18 protein-coding genes and 1 pseudogene are annotated in these 16,814 nt (G+C 72.1%); 5 read left to right on the top strand and 14 right to left on the bottom strand.

The features are described from left to right. Positions 1-8: 8 nt before the first annotated feature. The 5 genes from AC07FJ_RS18445 to AC07FJ_RS18425 all read right to left on the bottom strand — a co-directional run bounded on the left by AC07FJ_RS18445 (position 9) and on the right by AC07FJ_RS18425 (position 3,290). Positions 9-602 (bottom strand): TetR/AcrR family transcriptional regulator, encoded by a 594-nt coding sequence (locus AC07FJ_RS18445; RefSeq protein WP_479050107.1) that lies wholly within the window; start codon positions 600-602, stop codon positions 9-11. Then, a complete protein-coding gene (locus AC07FJ_RS18440; protein WP_479050105.1) occupies positions 602-922 on the bottom strand; it encodes a DMT family transporter in 321 nt (106 codons plus the stop codon). Before AC07FJ_RS18440 ends, AC07FJ_RS18445 begins: the two co-directional genes overlap by 1 nt. A gap of 54 nt (positions 923-976) precedes the next feature. Continuing rightward, entirely contained in the window at positions 977-1,405 is a 429-nt protein-coding gene (locus AC07FJ_RS18435; protein WP_479050103.1) for a hypothetical protein, read from the bottom strand. 40 nt (positions 1,406-1,445) lie between these two features. Beyond that, positions 1,446-1,997 carry a GNAT family N-acetyltransferase gene (locus AC07FJ_RS18430; protein ID WP_479050101.1) on the bottom strand — a complete coding sequence of 184 codons (552 nt, stop codon included), beginning with the start codon at positions 1,995-1,997 and terminating at the stop codon, positions 1,446-1,448. Positions 1,998-2,132: 135 nt separating this feature from the next. Then, the gene (locus tag AC07FJ_RS18425) at positions 2,133-3,290 is read right to left on the bottom strand and encodes an acyl-CoA dehydrogenase family protein (protein WP_361428739.1); all 1,158 of its coding nucleotides are present in this window, start codon (positions 3,288-3,290) and stop codon (positions 2,133-2,135) included. A 178-nt stretch (positions 3,291-3,468) separates the two neighbouring features. On the opposite strand from AC07FJ_RS18425, the gene AC07FJ_RS18420 reads away from it, so the two are divergent. Further along, a complete protein-coding gene (locus AC07FJ_RS18420) occupies positions 3,469-4,812 on the top strand; it encodes a UDP-glucose dehydrogenase family protein (RefSeq protein WP_361428741.1) in 1,344 nt (447 codons plus the stop codon). A gap of 275 nt (positions 4,813-5,087) precedes the next feature. Here AC07FJ_RS18420 and AC07FJ_RS18415 read toward each other — a convergent pair whose 3' ends face one another. Beyond that, on the bottom strand, positions 5,088-5,594 hold the full coding sequence (locus tag AC07FJ_RS18415) for a CGNR zinc finger domain-containing protein (protein ID WP_479050099.1): 507 nt from the start codon (positions 5,592-5,594) through the stop codon (positions 5,088-5,090). A gap of 93 nt (positions 5,595-5,687) precedes the next feature. Between AC07FJ_RS18415 and AC07FJ_RS18410 the strand changes: the two genes are divergently transcribed. Both AC07FJ_RS18410 and AC07FJ_RS18405 read left to right on the top strand, forming a co-directional pair. Then, entirely contained in the window at positions 5,688-6,047 is a 360-nt protein-coding gene (locus AC07FJ_RS18410; RefSeq protein WP_479050097.1) for a VOC family protein, read from the top strand. 29 nt (positions 6,048-6,076) lie between these two features. Beyond that, positions 6,077-6,451, top strand: a complete 375-nt coding sequence (locus AC07FJ_RS18405) for a VOC family protein (protein ID WP_361428747.1) — start codon at positions 6,077-6,079, stop codon at positions 6,449-6,451. 21 nt (positions 6,452-6,472) lie between these two features. Here the strand turns inward: AC07FJ_RS18405 and AC07FJ_RS18400 are convergent, their stop codons facing one another. The 4 genes from AC07FJ_RS18400 to AC07FJ_RS18385 all read right to left on the bottom strand — a co-directional run bounded on the left by AC07FJ_RS18400 (position 6,473) and on the right by AC07FJ_RS18385 (position 10,597). Beyond that, positions 6,473-7,561, bottom strand: a complete 1,089-nt coding sequence (locus AC07FJ_RS18400; RefSeq protein ID WP_479050095.1) for a dipeptidase — start codon at positions 7,559-7,561, stop codon at positions 6,473-6,475. Between the two features lie 168 nt (positions 7,562-7,729). Then, on the bottom strand, positions 7,730-8,884 hold the full coding sequence (locus AC07FJ_RS18395; RefSeq protein WP_479050210.1) for a dipeptidase: 1,155 nt from the start codon (positions 8,882-8,884) through the stop codon (positions 7,730-7,732). Between the two features lie 50 nt (positions 8,885-8,934). Then, positions 8,935-9,408 carry a 5-(carboxyamino)imidazole ribonucleotide mutase gene (purE, locus tag AC07FJ_RS18390; protein WP_479050209.1) on the bottom strand — a complete coding sequence of 158 codons (474 nt, stop codon included), beginning with the start codon at positions 9,406-9,408 and terminating at the stop codon, positions 8,935-8,937. A 37-nt stretch (positions 9,409-9,445) separates the two neighbouring features. After that, positions 9,446-10,597 (bottom strand): 5-(carboxyamino)imidazole ribonucleotide synthase, encoded by a 1,152-nt coding sequence (locus AC07FJ_RS18385; protein ID WP_479050093.1) that lies wholly within the window; start codon positions 10,595-10,597, stop codon positions 9,446-9,448. Positions 10,598-10,745: 148 nt separating this feature from the next. On the opposite strand from AC07FJ_RS18385, the gene AC07FJ_RS18380 reads away from it, so the two are divergent. Next, complete coding sequence (locus AC07FJ_RS18380) at positions 10,746-11,276, top strand: GtrA family protein (RefSeq protein WP_479050091.1); 531 nt, start codon at positions 10,746-10,748, stop codon at positions 11,274-11,276. 17 nt (positions 11,277-11,293) lie between these two features. On the opposite strand, the gene AC07FJ_RS18375 is transcribed toward AC07FJ_RS18380, so the two are convergent. Then, complete coding sequence (locus AC07FJ_RS18375) at positions 11,294-12,559, bottom strand: ATP-binding protein (protein ID WP_361428757.1); 1,266 nt, start codon at positions 12,557-12,559, stop codon at positions 11,294-11,296. A gap of 40 nt (positions 12,560-12,599) precedes the next feature. Then, a complete protein-coding gene (locus AC07FJ_RS18370) occupies positions 12,600-13,277 on the bottom strand; it encodes a response regulator transcription factor (RefSeq protein ID WP_361428759.1) in 678 nt (225 codons plus the stop codon). A 497-nt stretch (positions 13,278-13,774) separates the two neighbouring features. Between AC07FJ_RS18370 and AC07FJ_RS18365 the strand changes: the two genes are divergently transcribed. Further along, complete coding sequence (locus AC07FJ_RS18365) at positions 13,775-15,280, top strand: peptide MFS transporter (protein ID WP_479050089.1); 1,506 nt, start codon at positions 13,775-13,777, stop codon at positions 15,278-15,280. A gap of 88 nt (positions 15,281-15,368) precedes the next feature. Here AC07FJ_RS18365 and AC07FJ_RS18360 read toward each other — a convergent pair. Both AC07FJ_RS18360 and AC07FJ_RS18355 read right to left on the bottom strand, forming a co-directional pair. Next, positions 15,369-15,782, bottom strand: a pseudogene (locus AC07FJ_RS18360) (ATP-binding protein); the annotation flags it as partial. A 566-nt stretch (positions 15,783-16,348) separates the two neighbouring features. Then, complete coding sequence (locus AC07FJ_RS18355) at positions 16,349-16,717, bottom strand: STAS domain-containing protein (protein ID WP_361428763.1); 369 nt, start codon at positions 16,715-16,717, stop codon at positions 16,349-16,351. Positions 16,718-16,814: the final 97 nt, after the last annotated feature.

Genomic DNA, 16,814 nt, shown 5'->3' with positions numbered 1-16,814 from the left:
GTACGACGCTACTCGGTGCCGCTGACAGCAGGCCCGGGCCCGGGCCCGGCTTCGGCGCCGAGTACGCGGGCGAGGGCGTCGCGCGTGTACTCCTCGTCGTAGGTGCCGCCCATCAGCAGCACGTGCAGGCAGATGCCGTCGAGCAGCGCGATCACGGCGCGTGCCGTGCGCGGGTCGGTGCGTCGGGTGAGGAGCTCGGTGACCTGTTCGGCCCACTCGGCGGCGACGGCGCGCAGGGCGGGGCGGCGCAGGGCGGCGAGGTAGAGCTCGTACTCCAGCTCCACGCCGGTGCGGTCGCCGCCCAGCCACTGGCCGGTCAGCCGGGCCAGCTCGGCGGCGAGGTCGCGGGCGGGGTCGGTGAGGGCGTCGCCGTGTGCGCGTACGACCTTGGCGAAGCCCTCGTTGGCCTGGCGGAGGGCCGCCACGAGCAGGTCGTCGAGGGTCTTGAAGTGGTACGTCGTCGAGCCGAGCGGTACGTCCGCCTCGGCGGCGACGGTGCGGTGGCTCAGCCCGGCGATGCCGGCGCGGCCCACCACCCGGATCGCGGCGTCGATGATCCGCTGGCGCCGCTCGGGGTCGTACCGCCGTGTCGCCGCCGCCATCAGTGCGCCCCGCCGAGGTTGAGCAGGACGACGCCGATGATCACGAAGGCGATCCCGGCGAGCTTGGCCAGGCCGGTGGACTCCCCGAGGAAGAGCATGCCGATCGCGGCGACGGCCGCAGTGCCCGCTCCGGCCCAGATCGCGTACGCCGTGCCGACCTGGATCACCTTGAGGGTCTGCGCGAGCAGCGCGAAGGCGACCAGGTACCCAGCAACCGCGCCCAGCGACGGCCACAGCTTGCTGAACCCCTCGCTGTACTTCATGGCGGTCGTCCCGGCGACCTCCGCGGCGATGGCCGCGGCCAGCAGTCCGTATCCCATGTGTACGAGTGTACGCATCGTTGCGTACGGGCGTACACAACACTGGAGGGCCTGCTACTCCAGGGCGAGGACGACCCGCACCGGCAGGTCCGTGTCCTCCTGCACGACGCCGGCCACCAGCTTGCGACCGCCCAGGGACCACCTCTTGTGGGCGACGAACTCGTCCGCGTCCTCCTCCGTACTCCCGGCAGGCCGCAGGTGCCGCGCCAGCACCGACGACTCCAGCCGGGGCAGGAAGGCGGCCAGGGCCCGCTCGCCCGCCGCGTAGGCGGCTTCCACGTCGTCGAAGTAGCCGGTGTCCTCGTCGGGCTCCCGGATCCAGAGGGTGAACTCGACACGCACGCCGCCGTTGTAGGGGTGGACCCAGCCTCCGGTGCCGTCCTTGTCCCAGGAGGCCCCGGAGCCGTCCCAGCCCTGCGCGGCGAACAAGGCCGCCACGCCCTCGCGGGTCGGTGGGGTGAGCTGCCGGATGGCTTCCAGCATGTGTACTGCGGCAGAGATCGCTCTCGTCTCGCTCATCGTCCTAACGCCCCGCGAACTCCCCGGCGAGCAGGCCCATCAACACCAGGTCGTGGTGCCGGCCGTCGAGGAAGACGTGGTCACGGAGGCGGCCCTCCTCCACGAAGCCGAGGCGGCGGTGCAGCGCGAGGGAGCCCTCGTTGTGCGCGAAGATCCGCGCCTCGCACTTGTGGTAGCGCCGCTCGGCGAACATGAACCGCAGCAGCAGGGCCACCGCCTCCGAGGCGTATCCCTTGCCCCGGTGCTCGGCGGCGATGGTGACGCCGTACTCGAAACGGCCCGCTCGCGGGTCGGCGTGGTTCGTGCCGACGGCGCCGACCGCGTCCCCCGAGCCGGTGGCTTCGATCACCAGCTGGAAGCAGTCGCCGTCGGGCGGGGCGGCGGCCCGCTCCCGCGCCCAGACGCGGTGACTCTCGGTGGAGCGGGGCGGGCCCAGCAGGTCGCCCAGGCGCTCCTCGTCCGTGGCGAAGCGCATGAACGCGCGCCAGTCGTCGGGCTCGATACCGCGCAGGCGTATCCGCTCGCCGGTCCAGAAGGAGGTCGTTCCGGAGGTCATTCCGGCAGGTGATCACGGGCCCGGGTGTGGCGTCCATCCCCCCGTACATCCCCCGGGAAGTGGAGCGGCCCCGCCCCCGGCGCGCGCTGCGGTGCGCCGGGGGCGGGGCCGAGCCGGAGAGGGCCCGCCGGGGGCTTACGGCAGGTTCCGCGCCATCACGATGCGCTGGACCTGGTTGGTGCCCTCGTAGATCTGGGTGATCTTGGCGTCGCGCATCATCCGCTCGACCGGGTAGTCGCGGGTGTAGCCGTAGCCGCCGAGCAGCTGGACCGCGTCCGTGGTGACCTCCATGGCGATGTCGGAGGCGAAGCACTTCGCCGCGGCGCCGAGGTAGGTGAGGTCGGCGTCGCCGCGCTCCGAGGCGGCCGCGGCCTGGTACGTGAGGGCGCGGGCGGCGGAGATCTTCATGGCCATGTCGGCGAGCATGAACTGGACGCCCTGGAAGTCGGCGATCGGCTTGCCGAACTGCTTGCGCTCCTGGACGTACCCCTTGGCGTAGTCCAGCGCGCCCTGGGCGATGCCGAGCGCCTGGGCCGCGATGGTGATGCGGGTGTGGTCCAGGGTCTTCATCGCGGTGGCGAAGCCGGTGCCCTCCGCGCCGATCATGCGGTCGGCGGGGATGCGGACGTTGTCGAGGTAGACCTCGCGCGTCGGGGAGCCCTTGATGCCGAGCTTCTTCTCCGGGGCGCCGAAGGAGACGCCCTCGTCGGACTTCTCCACGACGAAGGCGCTGATGCCCTTGGAGCGCTTCTCGGGGTCGGTGACGGCCATGACCGTGTAGTACTCGGAGACGCCCGCGTTGGTGATCCAGCGCTTCACGCCGTTGAGGACCCAGAAGTCGCCGTCGCGTACCGCGCGGGTCTTCATGCCGGCCGCGTCCGAGCCCGCGTCGGGCTCGGAGAGGCAGTACGAGAACATCGCGTCGCCCTTGGCCAGCGGGCCCAGGTACTTCTTCTTCAGCTCCTCCGAGCCGGAGAGGATCACCGGGAGGGAGCCCAGCTTGTTCACGGCCGGGATCAGGGAGGACGAGGCGCAGGCGCGCGCCACCTCCTCGATGACGATCACGGTCGCGAGCGCGTCGGCGCCCGCGCCGCCGTACGACTCGGGGACGTGGACCGCGTGCAGGTCGGCGGCGACGAGGGCGTCGTGCGCCTCCTGCGGGAAGCGGGCCTCCTCGTCCACCGCGGCGGCGAACGGGGTGATCTTGGCCTCGGCGAGCGAGCGGACGGTGTCCCGGAGCATGTCGTGCTCCTCGGACGGGCGGTACAGGTCGAAATCAGGCGTTCCCGCCACGATCACTCACTCCCCTGGGCGTGTGCTAACTACCGTTAAGTAACCCGAATTTTAGTGCGCCGGATCCGAATGGCATAGGTGACCTTGCTGACAGGGCGGGCCCGACGGAAACGTGCCCGGGGCGGGGCGCGACTATGCTCGGGCGCGCACCGCCTCCCGCTCGTCAATGGAGAACCGCATGGCCCTCAAGATCACTGTGATCGGCACCGGATACCTCGGCGCCACCCATGCGGCGGCCATGGCGGAGCTGGGGTTCGAGGTGCTGGGCCTCGACGTCGTACCCGAGAAGATCGAGATGCTGGCCGCCGGCCGCGTCCCGATGTACGAGCCGGGCCTCGAGGACCTGCTGCGCAAGCACGTCGCCGGGATCGAGGGCTCCACCGGGCGGCTGCGCTTCACCACCTCCTGGGAGGAGGTCGCCGACTTCGGCGACGTCCACTTCGTCTGCGTGAACACTCCGCAGAAGCACGGCGAGTACGCGTGTGACATGCGGTACGTCGACGCCGCCTTCGGCTCCCTCGCCCCGCACCTCAAGCGCCCGACGCTCGTCGTCGGCAAGTCGACCGTGCCGGTCGGCAGCGCGGAGCGGCTGGCCCGGCTGCTCGCCGAGCGGGCGCCGGTGGGCGCGGACGCGGAGCTGGCGTGGAACCCCGAGTTCCTGCGCGAGGGCTTCGCCGTGCAGGACACGCTGCACCCGGACCGGATCGTGGTCGGCGTGGAGAGCGCGGCGGCGGAGAAGGTGCTGCGCGAGGTGTACGCCACTCCGATGGAGGAAGGGTCGCCGTTCGTGGTGACCGACTTCCCGACGGCCGAGCTGGTGAAGACCGCCGCGAACTCCTTCCTGGCCACCAAGATCTCCTTCATCAACGCCATGGCGGAGGTCTGCGAGGCCGCCGGCGGCGACGTCGCCAAGCTGGCGGAGGCCATCGGCTACGACGACCGCATCGGCGCGAAGTTCCTGCGGGCCGGCATCGGCTTCGGCGGCGGCTGCCTGCCGAAGGACATCCGCGCCTTCATGGCCCGCGCGGGCGAGCTGGGCGCCAACCAGGCGCTGACCTTCCTGCGCGAGATCGACTCCATCAACATGCGGCGGCGCGGCCAGATGGTCGGCATGGCGCGCGAGGCGCTGGGCGACGGCACCTTCCTGGGCAAGCGGGTCGCGGTGCTGGGCGCGGCGTTCAAGCCGGACTCGGACGACGTCCGGGACTCGCCCGCGCTGAACGTCGCCGGGCAGATCCACCTCCAGGGCGGCCAGGTCACGGTGTACGACCCCAAGGGCATGGACAACGCGCGGCGCGTCTTCCCGACGCTCGCGTACGCGGACAGCGCGCTGGAGGCCGTGCACGGCGCGGACGTGGTGCTGCACCTCACGGAGTGGCGCGAGTTCCGCGACCTCGACCCGCGCGAGCTGGGCGAGGTCGTCAACACCCGCCTCATCCTGGACGGCCGCAACGCCCTGGACCCGGTCCGGTGGCGCGAGGCGGGCTGGACGTACCGGGCGATGGGGCGCCCGCGCGCGTAAGGATGGGCCCCGCCTGAACGCCGACGTCCGCACGGACGTGCAGCGGTACCTCGGCGCCTGACGTCGCTGTCGCCGTCAGCGGGCGAGGGGGCGCGCGAGCCGGGACCGCTGCCGCGGCGGTGCGGGGCGGACACCAGGACCAGCACACCGAGCGCGATCTCGAACCAGCCGACGCCGCTCCAGAAGGTCCATATACGTCCAGAAGGTCCATATACGCCGGTGTCCGCCGGGGCGTGACCCGCCAGTCCGGCCCGAGCCCCGAGCTCCGAGGGCTCCTAGCCCCTGCGCGCCCGGTATGCGCGCATCTTCGCTCGGGCGCCGCAGACCGACATGGAGCACCAGCGGCTGCGGCCGGCCGGGCTGCGGTCGTAGTAGGCCCAGAGGCAGTCGGCGGCCTCGCAGGCCTTGAGGCGGAGCCAGGTGCCGTCGGCGGCGGCCGCCGCGATGGCCGCCGCCACGCGCGCGGTGAGGGTGTCCGGCGGCGCCGGGCGCAGGGCGGCCGTGCCGTCGGCGGGGTCGACCGTGACCAGCAGGGGCGCGGCGGAGAGCAGGTCGTCGAGCGGTGTCGTCGGGCGGTGCGGGGGGTGTCCGGCGTGGGCGAGGCAGGCGGCGCGGAGGGCCTCGCGCAGCTCGCGGGCCGGCTCGACCTCGTGGGGCGCGAGGCCGAACCGGGCGCGGCCGTCCTCCGTGTCGAGGGAGTCGGCGCCCGACTCGATGTCGAGGCTGTTCACCAGGGCCTCCACCAAGGCGAGGGGCCCCGGCGCGGGCGCTCTGTCGTTCATGGTTGCGACGTTACCCGTTCTGCGGGACCATACGGTCACGGTTACCGGTTGCCAGCTGCTACCGGTAACGACCCGACGGCAGGAGAACTCGTCATGGCCATCGCCAAGCTCAGCACCGTCGTCCTCGACTGTCCCGACCCCGACGCCCTCGCCGCCTTCTACGCCGAGCTCCTCGGCGGTACGCGGCAGAGCCACGACGACTGGGTCGAGGTCACCGGCCACCCCGGCACGCCGCTCGGCTTCCAGGCCGCGCCCGGCTTCGTACCGCCGCGCTGGCCCTCGCCCGACGGCTCCCAGCAGTTCCACCTGGACCTCGACGTCGACGACCTCGACGCGGCGGAGGAGAAGGTGCTCGCCCTCGGCGCGACGGTGCTCGACGCGGACGACCGCGACCGCACCTGGCGGGTTTACGCGGACCCTGCCGGGCACCCGTTCTGCCTGTGTGCCGGCTGACCGCCGGCTGAGCCTCGAGGAGGACGTCCATGGGCTTCGCCACCCTTGCCCTGACCGCGATCGACTGCCCGGAGCCGGAGCGGCTCGCCGAGTTCTACGCCGCGATGCTCGGCGGCGACATCACGAGCGAGCCGGACACGGACGGCGAGTGGGTGGAACTGCGGCTGCCCGACGGGAAGCGGCTCGCCTTCCAGCGGTCGCCCGGACTCCAGCCGCCCGAGTGGCCCCGCGCCGACCGGAACTCCCAGCAGTTCCACCTCGACCTCGACGTCGACGACCTCGACGCGGCCGAGGAGAAGGTGCTCGCCCTCGGCGCGAAGGCGCTGGACACGGACGACCGCGAGCGCAGCTGGCGGGTGTACGCCGACCCGGTCGGCCACCCGTTCTGCCTCTGCCGCGCCTGATCACACCCGGCGCGCCACGGCTCACACCCCGCGCGCCACGGCCTCGGCCTCCCGTACGACACGCGCCGCGTTGCCCCAGGTCAGCGCGGCGATGTCGGTCTCCGGCCAGTCGCGGTGCAGCAGCTCGGCGATGAGGTTCGGGTAGCAGGAGGCGTCTTCCAGACCGATGGTGTGCGGGGCGTGCGTCGCCATGCCGTACGAGCCCGCGAGCCCCAGGCACTCCGGTCCGGCCACCTCGCGGACGTGCTCCAGGTGGTCGGCGACGTCCTGCAGCGTGGCCGGGGCCTCGCGGAGCCGGGCCACCTGGTCGGGCGCGAAGCTCACCATGCACACGCCGCCGTTGGCGCGCAGGCGGCGCAAGACGTCGTCGGTGACGTTCGACGGGTGCGGGGTGAGGGCGTACGCGGCCGAGTGCGAGAGGATCACCGGCGCCTTGGTGACGTCGAGGACGTGGCTCATGGTGTCGGTGGAGGCGCCGGAGAGGTCGACCAGCACCCCGAGGTGGTTCATCTCCCGGATGACGTCCTGCCCGAACGGCGTCAGCCCCTCGGGCCCCGCGGCCCAGCGGGCGCCCGCGACTCCGGCACTGCGTACGCCGAGGGCGTGGTACGCGCGCAGCGTGCCGAGCGAGTCGCCGAGGGCGGCGCCGCAGACGGGGCCGAGGAGCGAGGCGATACGGCCGCAGTCGCGGGCGGCGGCCATCTCGGCGGCGGTGAGGGCGAGGCGAAGGGCTTCCGGGCAGGACTCGATGAGGGTCCGTACGGCGTCGATCAGGTCCAGGGTGCCGCCGATCAGGCGGTCCTCCGCGTACGAGCGGGGCACGTGCAGCGACCAGAACTGGGCGCCGACGCCACCGGCCCGGATCCGGGGTATGTCGGTGTCGAGCGCGGCCTCACCGTGCTGGAGGGCGTGGTGGTGCGTGCGGTCGAGCTCCTGGGCGAGGGTGTTGTGCCCGTCCACGACGAGCTGCGCGGCGAGCAGAATCCGGGCCCGCGCGAGATCGGTCTCAGCGGGCGTGGGGGCTTCGGCGGCGGTGGCGCCGCCCGTCGGGTCGTCGAGTTCACCGGCCGTGGCGGGTGCGACGTAGGGAAGGTCCTGCAGGTCTGCCATGACGGGGGCTCCGGCTCCGTGAACGGCGTTGCGAGCCATAGGGCCACGGTGGCACGCACGGAAGCGGGGGGCCCGGCGGTGTACTGCGTCCGGGTGGATTCCCCCGCCCCTCCCCTCCCCGAAACCGGGGCCGGGGCCGGGGCGGGGGCGGGAGCGGGGGCGGGTCGCTCAGCCGTCCAGGGACTCCAGCGTGGCGTTCGACGGAGGGCGGGAGGACAGGCCCCGGGCGACCGCTTCGGCGTCGCGGAGGGCGCGGACCGGGTTGGACCAGGTCAGCATCGCGATGTCCGTGCGGGACCACTTGCGGGACAGGAGCTCCGCGATGAGGTTCGGGTACGCCGACACGTCCGAGAGGTCCGAGGGCGTGAAGGCCGTGCCGTCGAAGTCGCCGCCGATGCCGAGGTGGGCGATGCCCGCCACCTCGCGCATGTGGTCCAGGTGGTCCGCGACGTCCGCCGCGGTGGCCACCGGGCGCGGGTGCGCCTCCTCGAAGGCCTCGTGGACGCGCATGGCGTCCGGCGTGGTGGCCAGCGGGTGGAAGCCGTGCTCCCGCATGTTCTCCTCGGCGCGCCGCGTCCACTCCACCGCCGCCGGGAGGACGAACTTCGGCACGAACGTGACCATGGCCACGCCGCCGTTCGCCGGCAGTTGCGCCAGCACGTCGTCCGGGATGTTGCGGGGGTGGTCGCAGACCGCGCGGGACGACGAGTGGGAGAAGATCACCGGCGCCTCGGAGGCGGCCAGGGCGTCGCGCATCGTCGTCGCGGCGACGTGCGAGAGGTCCACCAGCATGCCGAGGCGGTTCATCTCGCGGACGACCTCGCGGCCGAAGGCGGACAGGCCGCCGACGCCCGGCTCGTCGGTCGCCGAGTCGGCCCACGGGACGTTGTCGTTGTGTGTCAGCGTCATGTAGCGGACGCCGAGGGCGTACAGCGCACGGAGGGTGGCGAGCGAGTTGTTGATGGAGTGGCCGCCCTCGGCCCCCTTGAGGGAGGCGATCCGGCCGGCGGCCCGCGCCGCCTCCATGTCGTCGGCCGTCAGCGCGGGCGCCAGCTCCGCCGGGTGGCGGGCGAGAAGCTGGTCGACGCAGTCGATCTGCTCCAGCGTGGCGCTGACCGCCTCGTCGCCCGTGAGCTCGCAGCGCACGTACACCGACCAGAACTGCGCCCCGACCCCGCCGGCCCGCAGCCGGCGGAGGTCGGTGTGGAGCCGGCCCGTCTGGTCCGCCGCGATGTCGAGGCGGTCCAGGTCGTACCGCGCCTTCGAGCGCAGCGCCCACGGCAGGTCGTTGTGGCCGTCCACCACCGGGAAGTCCCCCAGCAGCGCGCGCGCCTCGGCGAGGAGCTCCTCGGAGGCCGCGGACGCGGAGGCCGTCACTTGCCCACCTTGGAACGCAGCCGCCGGCCCTTCTCCGTGGCCTGGTCGTTCAGCTCCTGCTGGAAGTCGCTCATGCGGGCCAGCAGGTCCGGGTCGGAGGTCGCGAGGATCCGCGCGGCGAGCAGGCCGGCGTTGCGCGCGCCGCCCACCGAGACCGTCGCCACCGGCACGCCCGCCGGCATCTGCACGATCGACAGCAGGGAGTCCATGCCGTCGAGGTACTTCAGCGGGACGGGGACGCCGATCACCGGCAGCGGCGTGACGGAGGCGAGCATGCCCGGCAGGTGGGCCGCGCCGCCCGCGCCCGCGATGACCGCCTTCAGGCCGCGGTCCGCCGCGCGCTCGCCGTACGCGATCATCTCGCGCGGCATCCGGTGCGCGGAGACGACGTCGACCTCGTACGGGATCTCGAACTCGTCGAGGGCCGTGGCCGCGGCCTCCATGACCGGCCAGTCCGAGTCGGAGCCCATGACGATGCCCACGAGGGGTCCGTTCTGCCCGAGTGCGTTACTCAACGATCGTTCCTCGCAGGTAGTCGGCGGCGTGACGGGCGCGCTCCAGCACGTCGTCCAGGTCGTCGCCGTAGGTGTTGACGTGCCCCACCTTGCGGCCGGGCTTCACGTCCTTGCCGTACATATGGATCTTCAGCTGCGGATCGCGGGCCATGCAATGCAGGTACGCCTGGTACATGTCCGGGAAGTCGCCGCCCAGCACGTTGCACATGACGGTCCACGGGGCGCGCGGGCGCGGGTCGCCCAGCGGCAGGTCGAGCACGGCCCGCACGTGGTTGGCGAACTGCGAGGTGACCGCGCCGTCCTGGGTCCAGTGGCCGGAGTTGTGCGGCCGCATCGCCAGCTCGTTGACGAGGATGCGGCCGTCGCGGGTCTCGAAGAGCTCGACGGCGAGGTGGCCGACGACGTCGAGCTCCTTGGCGATGCGCAGCGCCAGCTCCTGCGCCTGCCCGGCCAGCTCGGCCGAGAGGCCGGGCGCCGGAGCGATCACGGTGTCGCAGACGCCGTCGACCTGCCGCGACTCGACGACCGGGTACGCCACGGCCTGGCCGTGCGGGGAGCGGACGATGTTCGCCGCGAGCTCGCGGACGAAGTCGACCCTCTCCTCCGCCAGGACCGGCACCCCGGCCTGGAACGGCTCGTGGGCGTCGGCCTCGGAGCGTACGAACCACACGCCCTTGCCGTCGTACCCGCCGCGCACGGTCTTGAGGATCACGGGGTAACCGTCGCCCTCGCCGCCGCCCTCCGCCGCGAACGCCGACACGTCGGCCGGGTCCGCCACGATGCGGTGGCGCGGGCAGGGAGCACCGATGGCGTCGAGCTTCGCGCGCATCACGCCCTTGTCCTGGGCGTGCACCAACGCGTCGGGCCCGGGGCGGACGGGGATGCCGTCAGCCTCCAGGGCCCGTAGGTGCTCGGTCGGTACGTGCTCGTGGTCGAAGGTGATCACATCGCAGCCGCGTGCGAACTCACGCAGCGTGTCCAGGTCGCGGTAGTCGCCGATGACGACGTCGCTCACGACCTGGGCCGCGGAGTCCTGGGGTGTGTCACTGAGGAGCTTGAATCTGATGCCGAGGGGGATACCCGCCTCGTGGGTCATCCGGGCCAGCTGTCCGCCGCCCACCATGCCTACTACCGGGAACGTCACCCTCTTAGGGTATCGGGCCCCGCGGAGGGGACCCCTCCCCGGGGAAGGGACCGGGCAGGGGGGCTCCTCCGCTCCCCGAGCGGTACCGACGGGCCCTGGTTAGCATGGCTTGGTTGACCCACTCGACCGGACGGGGCTGTTGATCACCATGAGTGAACGGGGCGCACTGCGGGTGCGGCTGGACCGGCTCGTCCGCGAGATCGCCAAATTCGGGGTGGTCGGCGGTCTCGGGCTGCTGGTGAACATGGCCGTCTTCAACCTGGTGCGGCACACCACCGAGATCCCGGTGGTACGGGCCAGCCTCATCGCGACCGTCATCGCCATCGTCTTCAACTACGTGGGCTTCCGCTACTTCACGTACCGGGACCGTGACAAGAGCGGCCGTACGCGTGAGCTGTCGCTCTTCCTGGCGTTCAGCGTGGTGGGGATGGTCATCGAGAACGGCGTGCTGTTCGCCGCGACGTACGGCTTCGGCTGGGACACCCCGCTGCAGAGCAACTTCTTCAAGTTCTTCGGCATCGGCGTCGCGACGCTGTTCCGCTTCTGGTCGTACCGCACGTGGGTGTTCCGTACGCTGCCGGGCCCCGAGGCCGCCGTGGCACCCGCCGCCGAATCGTTCCTGGAGCAGCGGCGGCACCGGGACGAGCCCGCCGCCGAGCCCGTCGGCCCGCGGCGGTAGGCGTCAGGCGGTAGGCGTCAGCGCACCGTCGGCGGGTGCTCCTTGCGGCTGGGCACCTCGCGGCTGAGGAAGAGCGCGAAGACCGGCGGCTGCTGCTGGAGCAGTTCCAGCCGTCCGCCGTCCGCCTCCGCCAGGTCGCGGGCGACGGCGAGGCCGATGCCGGTGGAGTTGCGGCCGCTGATGGTCCGCTCGAAGATGCGCGCGCCGAGGTCGGGCGGGACGCCCGGGCCCTCGTCGGTGACCTCGACCACCGCCTGGTTGCCGGTGACGCGGGTGCGCAGCGCGACCGTGCCGCCGCCGTGCATCAGGGAGTTCTCGATCAGCGCGGCCAGCACCTGGGCGACCGCGCCCGGGGTTCCCACCGCGCGCATGCCGACCTTGCCGGAGCGGACGATGGCCCGCCCTGCGCTGCGGTAGGCGGGGCGCCACTCCTCGATCTGCTGCTTGACGACCTCGTCGAGGTCGAAGGCGATCGCCGAGCCGGTGCGCGGGTCGCGCGAGTTCGTCAGGAGCCGCTGGACGACGTCGGTGAGCCGCTCGACCTGGGTGAGCGCGATGTGCGCCTCCTCCTTGACCGTCTCCGGGTCGTCGGTGACGGAGATCTCCTCCAGCCGCATGGAGAGCGCGGTCAGCGGCGTACGCAGCTGGTGGGAGGCGTCGGCGGCCAGCCGGCGCTCGGCGGTGAGCATCCGGGCGATCCGCTCGGCGGACGCGTCCAGGACGTCCGCGACCCGATCCAGCTCGGGCACCCCGTACCGCTTGTGGCGCGGCCGCGGGTCGCCGGAGCCGAGCCGCTCGGCCGTCTCGGCGAGGTCGGTGAGCGGCGAGGCGAGCTTGTTGGCCTGGCGTACGGCGAGGAGGACGGCGGCGATCACGGCGAGCAGCGCCACGGCGCCGATGATCAGCAGGGTGCGGCCGACCTCGGCGGTGACGGTGGAACGCGGCTCCTCGACGGTGACGGTCTCGCCGCGCTCGCCCTCGGCGGTGCCCCGGATGACGCCGCCCTCGGGGCGCTTGCCGATCTCGATGGGCGCCCGGCCGGGGATGCGGATCACGGCGTACCGCTTGGCGCCGCTCTGCTCGGCGAGGATGTCGGGGTTGACGGGCTCCCCGCCGATCAGCCGGCTCTCGACGATGGAGATGAGGCTCACCGCCTCGGAGTCCACGCTCTCCTGGGCGCTGCTGCTGATGGTGCGGGTCTCGACGATGACGAGGGAGACCCCGAAGACGGCGATGACGACGAGCACCACCGCGAGCGTGGAGTTGATCAGTCGGCGGCGCACCGTGCGTACCTACCCGGTCTCAGCTCTGTACCTACCGGTCCTAGCTCTTTTCGAAGCGGAAACCGACACCGCGCACGGTGGCGATGTAGCGCGGGTTCGCGGCGTCGTCGCCGAGCTTCTTGCGCAGCCAGGAGATGTGCATGTCGAGGGTCTTGGTCGACGACCACCAGGTGGTGTCCCACACCTCGCGCATCAGCTGGTCGCGGGTGACGACCCGGCCGGCGTCCCGGACCAGGACCCGCAGCAGGTCGAACTCCTTCGCCGTGAGCTGGAGCTCCTCGTCGCCCATCCAGGCGCGGTGCGACTCGACGTCGATGCGCACGCCGTGGGTGGCGGGCGCCGGGGCCGGCTCGGCGGAGCCGCGCCGCAGCAGGGCCCGCACCCGGGCCAGCAGCTCGGCGAGCCGGAACGGCTTGGTGACGTAGTCGTCCGCGCCCGCGTCGAGCCCGACGACGGTGTCGACCTCGTCCGCGCGGGCGGTCAGCACCAGGATCGGCACCGTGTGCCCCTCGGCGCGCAGGCGTCTCGCCACCTCGAGCCCGTCCATCCCGGGCAGGCCGAGGTCCAGCACGACGAGGTCGATCCCGCCCTGGAGTCCCGTCTCGAGCGCGGTGGTTCCGTCCTCGCGCACCTCGACCTCGTAACCCTCCCGCCGCAGGGCGCGGGCCAGCGGTTCCGAGATGGATGCGTCGTCCTCGGCGAGCAGTACACGGGTCATGGGGTGATGGTAGTCCGCGCGGGGTACGCGCCGGAGTGGGATCGACGCTTGATCATCATCGCCTGGGACTATGGGATGCCATCCTGCTTATCACCTTCGTTTATGGGCAGTCGGTTCCATGCACCCCTGTGATCCATATCTCAAGTCCTTCCTTATCCGCCACTGTCGTGTCGTATGGTGGCGAGACGCCTGATGCAGTACTCCGGGACCTTTGGCCCGCCAAGAGCGCCAAGGGTCTCTTTTCTGCCCGGGGCCGGCCCTGCCAGCCTTGAGGCAGTGAACGACCTGTGGGCCGGGCCCCGATGCGCGACGACGCGCCTGTCGGGGCGTGGATCCCGGTGCGTCCGAACCCTCGCCTCCGTGCGCCGCACGGGGGCGAACCCCTGTCCAGGCGTCGGGGGACGGGACGGAACGCGCGCCGGTGCCGGCCGCGCCCCCCACCGGGCGCGTCACGCTCACGAAGCGGATGGCGCGTCCCGAGCAAGCAAGGATCGACCATGGCGTCCAGCCTGACGAGGGACCCGGCCGGCAGCACCGCCGCCGGCCTTGAGAAGACGTTCCTCGGCCACCCCCGCGGTCTGGCCAACCTCTTCATGACCGAGATGTGGGAGCGCTACAGCTTCTACGGCATGCGGGCCCTGCTCGTGCTGTACCTGTCGGCCTCCGTGGCCAACGGCGGTCTCGGCTTCGACACGGCGACCGCCGTCGCCATCTACTCCGTCTACAACGCGATGGTGTACCTCCTCGCGCTGCCGGGCGGCTGGTTCGGCGACCGGGTGTGGGGCGCCCGGAAGACCGTGGCGATCTCCGGCACGGTCATCATGACCGGCCACTTCCTGCTGGCCCTGCCGACGGAGATCTCCTTCTTCATCGGCCTGGCGCTCATCGCCGCCGGCTCCGGTCTGCTCAAGGCCAACATCTCCACGATGGTCGGCCACCTGTACCGGGACAAGAACGACCCGCGCCGGGACGGCGGCTTCACGATCTTCTACATGGGCATCAACCTCGGTGCCTTCGTCGCCCCGCTGACCATCGGCTACGTGGGCCAGAAGATCAACTGGCACTACGGCTTCGCCATGGCCGGCGTCGGCATGGCCCTCGGCCTCGCGTTCTACTTCCTGGGCTTCCGCAACCTGGCCCCGGAGTCGAACCAGGTCCCCGCGCCGCTGTCGGACGCCGAGCGCACCGGCATCGTCAAGAAGGCGCTGATCTGGCTGGCCATCGCGGCCGTCGCGTACGGCGCGGCCGGTCTGACCGGCCGGCTGACCATCGACTGGGTGCTGTGGCCGCTGACCATCCTCGGCCTGGTGCTGCCCGCCTGGTACCTGTTCCGCATCAAGCGTGACACCGACCTGGACCAGGTCGAGCGGTCCCGGATGTCGGCGTACGTCTGGTTCTTCGTCGCCGCCGCCGTCTTCTGGGGCATCTACGACCAGACCGGCTCGACCCTGAGCCTGTTCGCGGAGCACAACACCGCGGGCTCCCTCTTCGGCTTCGAGTTCCCTGCGAGCTGGTTCCAGTCGCTGAACCCGCTGTACGTGATGGCGCTGGCCCCGGTCTTCGCCTGGCTGTGGGTGGCGCTCGCCCGCCGCTCCAAGGAGCCCAGCACGCTGGTGAAGTTCACGCAGGGCCTGGTGCTGATCGGCGCCTCGTTCTTCGTGATGATGCTGGCGCAGGCCGCCTCCGCGGGCGGCGTGATGGTCACCCCGCTGTGGCTGTGCTCGGTCTACCTGATCCAGACCGTCGGCGAGCTCACGCTCTCGCCGGTCGGCCTGTCGCTGACGACGAAGCTGGCGCCGCAGAAGTACGCCTCGCAGATGATGGGCGTCTGGTTCCTGGCCGTCACCGCCGGTGACTCGGTCATCGCGCTGCTCCAGCTCATGGGCGCGCCGACCGACACCACGTGGTGGTTCGCCAGCCAGGGCGCGCTCGCGGTGCTCGCCGGTGTCGCGATCTTCATGTACCGCCGGAAGGTGCAGCCCCTCATGGGCGGCGTGCACTGACCCGCCCCCCAGGGCACGAGAAAGGGCCGCCGTACCGGATCCGTCCGGTACGGCGGCCCTTCGCCGTGTGCGGGGAGGCGCGAGCGGCTTACGCCGGGGCCGCGAGCTCCGCCCAGACCGTCTTGCCCGGAGCGTCGTCCGTCCGTACGACGCCCCAGTCGAGGCAGAGGCGCTGCACGATGAACATGCCGTGCCCGCCGGGCCGCCCGGCGCGGTGTGGGGTGCGGGGCGCGGGCTGGCCGGCGCCGCGGTCCTCGACCTCCAGGCGCAGCACCTTGGCGTCCAGGGAGACGCGCAGCTCCTCGGGGCCCTCGGCGTGCAGGCAGGCGTTGGTGACGAGCTCGGAGACGACGAGCAGGACGTCCTCGGCGGCGGCGCGGCGGTCGGCGGTGGCGGCGGGCAGCCAGCCCCAGTCGTAGAGCGCCTGCCGGGTGAAGTCGCGCGCGAGCGGAACGATCCCGCTGGCGTTCCCCAGGGAGAGCCTCCGGAACCGCCCGCCGCCCTCGGAGGCGGCCGGCGCGTCGGCCTGCGACGAGGACGAGGCGGCCTGCGACGAGGCGGCGGACGGCGCGCCGGGCCGCGTGCCCGACGGCGTACCGGACTGCTCGCCCGACGGCGTGCCCGACGCGGGGCGCGCTCTGTCCCCGGAGCCGGGCGGCGTACCCGGCCCGGGGGAAGAGGCGCGTACCGCGGTCCCGCCGCCCGCCGCGGCACGGTACGCCGTGGCGTCGACACCCTTGACGGGGCCGGCGACAGGTTCGGCACCCGCGCCGGCGCCCGCGCCGCCCGGCTCGCCGCCGAGGCCGCTCGGCGGATGCTGCTGGGTGCTGCCCATCAGCGCTTCACCTCACCGATTCACCAGTTCGCCATTGCCAATAAGTTTCGATACGGAGCGTCGCGGAGTCCCACCCTTCACACCCTCGCGCAGGTTCTTCTGCCCGGAGTTGCGGGTACGACACCCGGTTCGTCATCCGATGCGCGTGAGCAACCCGCCAACCGCCCTCGGCCGTCACGGCAGGGCCCGGCGGCGCAGCGGTCGACGCCGCGGCGCGGGAAGGGTGCGCCGGGTCAGTCGGCGAGGGCCTCGTCCAGGGTGTCGTGCAGGGTGAAGACCGCTTCCGCGCCGGTGATCTCGAAGACGCGGGCCACCACGGGCTGCATTCCGGCCAGATGGACCCCACCCCCTGCCGCCTCGGCCTTGAGCCGGGCCCCCAGCAGGACGTTGAGGCCGGTGGAGTCGCAGAACGCAAGCTGCGAACAGTCCACCACCAACCGTGAACGCCCTTGCTCCAGCGCGGCATCCAGCGGTTCGCGCAGGAGATCCGCGGTGTGGTGATCCAACTCACCCACCGGTGTGACGATCTCACTGCGGCCCACCGTCCGGACCCCGACGCTGAGCCGGCCCTGATTCGCGCTGCCGACCGTCCCGCGGTCCATGCCGCCCCTCTTCGCCGATGCCGTTGAGTCGGTAGAACCCTACGCCCTCTCCTCATCGGCCGGTAGTCGGACTCCCCTGTTAGTCAGACATATGGGA

The sequence above is a fragment of the Streptomyces sp. NPDC045998 genome, from assembly GCF_056430285.1.
The sequence above is the reverse complement of the archived record's forward strand: the minus strand, read 5'-3'. Positions and strand labels throughout refer to the sequence as shown.